This window comes from Corynebacterium sp. HMSC071F07 (assembly GCF_001810285.1).
GTDB classification, from domain to species: domain Bacteria; phylum Actinomycetota; class Actinomycetes; order Mycobacteriales; family Mycobacteriaceae; genus Corynebacterium; species Corynebacterium simulans.
Genome location: NZ_KV800720.1, coordinates 152,262 through 156,715, shown reverse-complemented (window position 1 = coordinate 156,715; position 4,454 = coordinate 152,262). Strand labels below are relative to the sequence as shown.

Sequence of the window (4,454 nt, the reverse complement as noted above, 5' to 3'; positions counted from 1 at the left end):
GAGGCGCTGCTCGATTGGTCCTGGCAGCTCCTTGGTCAGGAAGGTCTCCCACTTCTGCGGGCCCTGCAGGTATTTACCGTTTGGCTCCTGCTCCCAGTCAGTGAAGTAGGAGAAAGCACCAGCCTGCGGAACGACGACATTGACGTTCTTCTCGTGGTAGAAGTCAACCGCGTCGGACAAGCTCAGCCAGTCAGAATCCTGCTCTGCAGATCCAGCGCCGTTGAGCAGGTAGATGGTTGGGCGGTTAGCGGCATTAGCCTTGATGACAGCCAGCGGGATATCGCGATCCATGGAAGGCGAATGGGCCAGCAGCTTCTCGACGCGGCCGTCATCCTTGTACTTCTTGTACCACTTGGTGCCTGCCACATCGGCAGGAACGGCGCTCGGGTCGATCTCAGTGATGGTGGACAGCGCGGTGTCACCTGCAATGGTTGCTTGTGCAACGGTAGCAGCACCAGCAGATGGTACAACGAGTGCGCCAGCAGCGATTGCGGCTGCGGCGATAATAGAGCTAATACGCTTCATTAACTTCTTTCCCAACGTGTCGAGAGTTTTAAGGAGAGCTTACTGTGCTGGCGCTGCTGGGTCTACCGGCAGGGAGTCAGCGGGGGCAGGCTGCTCAACATTAGGGATATCGGCGTCGTCAAGCTTTTCGTTAGCAAGTACTTCATCAGCATTGTTTGCCTCGGCGACGTGAGCCTCCGATTCTGGGGCGTTGAATGCCGTGCCGAAGACCTTCCAGGAAGCGTTGATGTCTTCCAACCAGCCCGGCCAGGAGTGGGTGCCGGTGTTGCGGAAGTTGAATGTAGCCGGGACGTTTTCGTGATTGAGCTTTGCCTGCAAGTCATGGGTACAAGCGCTCATTGCGGCTTCGATGGCGCCACCTTCAAACACGAGGGTGGAAGAAGACTTGGTCGAGCCCAAATCGGTTGCGCCCGCGAGGCCGGAGCCGGCGGACACGTAGATGTCGGTGTCACCCAGGTTGTTATTGGTCGCGTTGATGAGACCGTCGTTATAACGGTTGTACTCGCCACCCATTTCGCCCCACATCTGTTCTGGGGTAGCGCCGCCGCGGCCCAGGGTTAGCTGGAGGTAGAAGTGCGGCAGCGGCCTCGAGGTAGCGGCGCAGCCGGCGTAGGAACCGACTGCGTCGTAGAAGCGTGGGTTGTGCTCAGCCAGCAGCAGCGAAGAGGTGGCGGACATGGACATACCAGCGATGCCGCGCTGCCCGTTGCCGTTGATGTGATCCTCCAGCGGGCCAGGCAGCTCCTTGGTTAGGAAGGTCTCCCACTTCTGTGGGCCCTTAAGCCCGTACTTGCCGTCCGGTTCCTCCAGCCAATTGGTGTAGTAGCTGAATGCGCCGGCCTGCGGGATGACGACATTGACATTGCGGTCTCCGTAGAAGTCATCGATGTCTTGGGTGCCCGGCTTTTCCGGATCTAGGTCGCGGCCAGCGGTGCTGACGATCCAATCCATGCCTTGGTCAGCGCCGCCTGCGCCGTTGAGCAGGTATAGCGTCGGGCGCTGCGAATCGAACTTGCCGTCAGGGGTGATGACGGCGAGCGGGATTTCGCGGCCATTCATGGCAGGGGAAGAGGCCTGCATGGTGACGATTTTGGCGCGGTAGTCCGGGTACTTGTAAACGTAGCCGTACCACTTCAACTCGTCTGGCAACTTCGCCAGATCCAGGTCGAAGCTCAGCTCCTTGTACTTCGCGGCATCGAGGGTGCCGTCCGCTGCGGCTGCACGGTAGGTTTCGATGCTTTCTCGGTATTCGTCTTCGGAGACCAAAAGGCCCTGAATGGAGGGATCCGCGTTAAGGACTTTCCAGGCGGAATCCTCGGTGATGGTGGAAGGGGTGGCGGCGCCTGCCACGGTGGCAGCAGGCACTTCAGATGCGGTGGCCGGAATGATCGTACACCCCAAAATCAGCGCTGCAGAGGCAGCGACTTTGACCAATGAGTGGAGAGTCTTCATTTAGGTTTGCTTCCTTAGAGGGAGTCGGTAATGCGTGAGAGGGTCCTCGCATTTTCGTTGACTATATTCCCTTGTGCCCTCGCCAAAGGCAAGAGGTAGGAGAGAGGAGACAACGAGGGAGCTACAGTCAAACTATCAAGTAACAAAAGTGAATGCTGGTGAACATGTGGCTTTTGTGTCATAATTTCGGCTGGAATTAGCGCACTGCGTAACGTATGTGCCTAAGATGCCGTTATAAAGAGTGCAATTTGCTCGCAGGAAACCATCCCCACCAGCAGGTTTCTTTCCGCCTCCCTGCATTTGTGCAGCAACAACAGAAAGTAAGACTTCATGAACGCTTTTGATTCCTTCATTGTCGCCATCAACAACGTCCTCGGCGCTTGGGTACACGCTGGCTCTTCCATGTCCTCCGAGGCTGCGCTGGGCATGGGTCTGTTCTAAGACACTGCTTCGGCTGAACCAATCTCCCTTCCTACCTTGCTTTTAAGGCAGGAAAGGGAGATTTTTTAATTCCTGTGAGGGCTGCGTTTTCGTCTTAGAAAGTTAAAAGGTACTCAATCTTGGGGGAGAGTGAGACAGCGCGGATAATCTTCCGTATTCTTGTACGCGTGACTCAAGAACATTATGACGTTGTAGTACTCGGCGCGGGCCCAGGCGGCTACGTGTCCGCCATCCGCGCAGCCCAGCTTGGCAAGAAGGTTGCTGTCATTGAGAAGCAGTACTGGGGAGGCGTCTGCCTCAACGTTGGCTGTATTCCTTCCAAGGCGTTGCTGAAGAACGCCGAGGTTGCACACACCTTCAACCATGAAGCTAAGGCTTTCGGCATCTCTGGTGATGTCTCCTTCGACTTCGGTGTTGCTCACAAGCGCTCCCGCAAGGTCTCTGAGGGCATCGTCAAGGGTGTCCACTACCTGATGAAGAAGAACAAGATTACCGAGATCAACGGCCTTGGCTCCTTCAAAGACGCAAAGACCATCGAAATCACCGAGGGTGATGACAAGGGCAAGACCGTCACCTTTGAAAACTGCATCATCGCAACGGGTTCCGTCGTTCGCTCCCTCCCAGGCGTTGAAATCGGCGGCAACATCGTTTCTTACGAGGAGCAAATCCTCAAGGATGAAGCTCCGAAGTCCATGGTTATCGTGGGCGCCGGCGCAATCGGCATGGAGTTCGCATACGTTCTGGCTAACTACGGCGTGGACGTCACCATCGTCGAGTTCATGGACCGCGTCCTGCCGAACGAGGACAAGGACGTCTCCAAGGAGATTGCTAAGCAGTACAAGAAGCTTGGTGTGAAGCTGCTGACCGGCTTCAAGACCACCTCCATCAAGGACAATGGCAACGATGTCACCGTCGAGGTCGAGTCCAAGGACGGCTCCAAGACCGACACCCTGACCGTTGACCGCTGCATGGTCTCCATCGGCTTCGCACCGCGCGTTGAGGGCTTCGGCTTGGAAAACACCGGCGTTGAGCTCACCGAGCGCGGCGCTATCGCAATCGACGATTACATGCGCACCAACGTTCCGGGCATCTACGCAATTGGCGACGTCACGGCAAAGCTCCAGCTTGCACACGTTGCTGAGGCACAGGGCGTGGTTGCTGCTGAGGTTATCGCTGGCGCTGAGACCCAGCTACTGGGTGACTACATGAACATGCCGCGTGCTACCTTCTGCAACCCGCAGGTTGCTTCCTTCGGCTACACCGAGGAGCAGGCACGCGAGAAGTTTGCTGACCGCGACATCAAGGTCGCAACCTTCCCGTTCTCCGCAAACGGCAAGGCAGCGGGCCTTAACGAGACCGCCGGCTTCGTCAAGCTCATTGCTGATGGTGAGTTCGGTGAGCTCATTGGTGGACACATGGTTGGCTCCAACGTCTCCGAGCTTCTGCCGGAACTGACGCTGGCGCAACGCTTCGACCTCACCGCTGAGGAAATCGGACGCAATATCCACACCCACCCAACGCTTTCTGAGGCAATGAAGGAAGCTGCCGAGGGCATCGGCGGCCACATGATTAACCTCTAAGCGCTTTTCGCGTTAAGGCCCCCGCGAGGGGGCCTTTTCTGCATCTTCTGGCAAATCCCCAGTCCTGGAAACACAGACCTGCCGTTGCCACAACATCCAGGAGTCCAATTGTTTCATGCCGATTTAGAGCACTACTTAGCCATTGTTGAGCGGGTTTATGTTGCGGTGCAGCGGAGTGGAAGGCATAAACGCGAATGTTGACATCAGGAATGATCATCGAGTACCGCCCACACAGCTTCTTTGTTGCTGAGATCAACTAGAGCCGGTCCGCCGCAATCGAAGGAGGGCAGGTTAACGGGGGTGTCTTCGGTACTGATGCGGGCTTCCTTCTTGAGGGCAGCGCGGACCGCCTCTTCGACGTATGAGCTCAAAGTGACATTGTTGGCTTTGGCTTGGACCTTCGTTTCTTCAAGGAGTTTCGGCGGGAGGTTTATCGTCGTGCGCATACCTTTAGGG

4 protein-coding genes are annotated in these 4,454 nt (G+C 56.6%); 1 reads left to right on the top strand and 3 read right to left on the bottom strand.

Annotated features, from left to right (window positions below; genetic code table 11):
- Together HMPREF2724_RS13370 and HMPREF2724_RS12075 are read right to left on the bottom strand one after the other, a co-directional pair.
- The coding region (locus HMPREF2724_RS13370) for an alpha/beta hydrolase-fold protein (protein ID WP_246818268.1) at window positions 1–525 on the bottom strand (525 nt) is incomplete at its 3' end.
- Between the two features lie 39 nt (window positions 526–564).
- Window positions 565–1,977, bottom strand: coding sequence for an alpha/beta hydrolase (locus HMPREF2724_RS12075; RefSeq protein WP_070456767.1), 1,413 nt, complete (start codon window positions 1,975–1,977; stop codon window positions 565–567).
- A gap of 608 nt (window positions 1,978–2,585) precedes the next feature.
- Here HMPREF2724_RS12075 and lpdA point away from each other — a divergent pair.
- Window positions 2,586–3,998 carry a dihydrolipoyl dehydrogenase gene (gene lpdA / locus HMPREF2724_RS12070; protein WP_061920262.1) on the top strand — a complete coding sequence of 471 codons (1,413 nt, stop codon included), beginning with the start codon at window positions 2,586–2,588 and terminating at the stop codon, window positions 3,996–3,998.
- A 203-nt stretch (window positions 3,999–4,201) separates the two neighbouring features.
- On the opposite strand, the gene HMPREF2724_RS12065 is transcribed toward lpdA, so the two are convergent.
- On the bottom strand, window positions 4,202–4,454 hold a 253-nt coding region (locus tag HMPREF2724_RS12065), incomplete at its 5' end, for a YlcI/YnfO family protein (protein ID WP_246818267.1).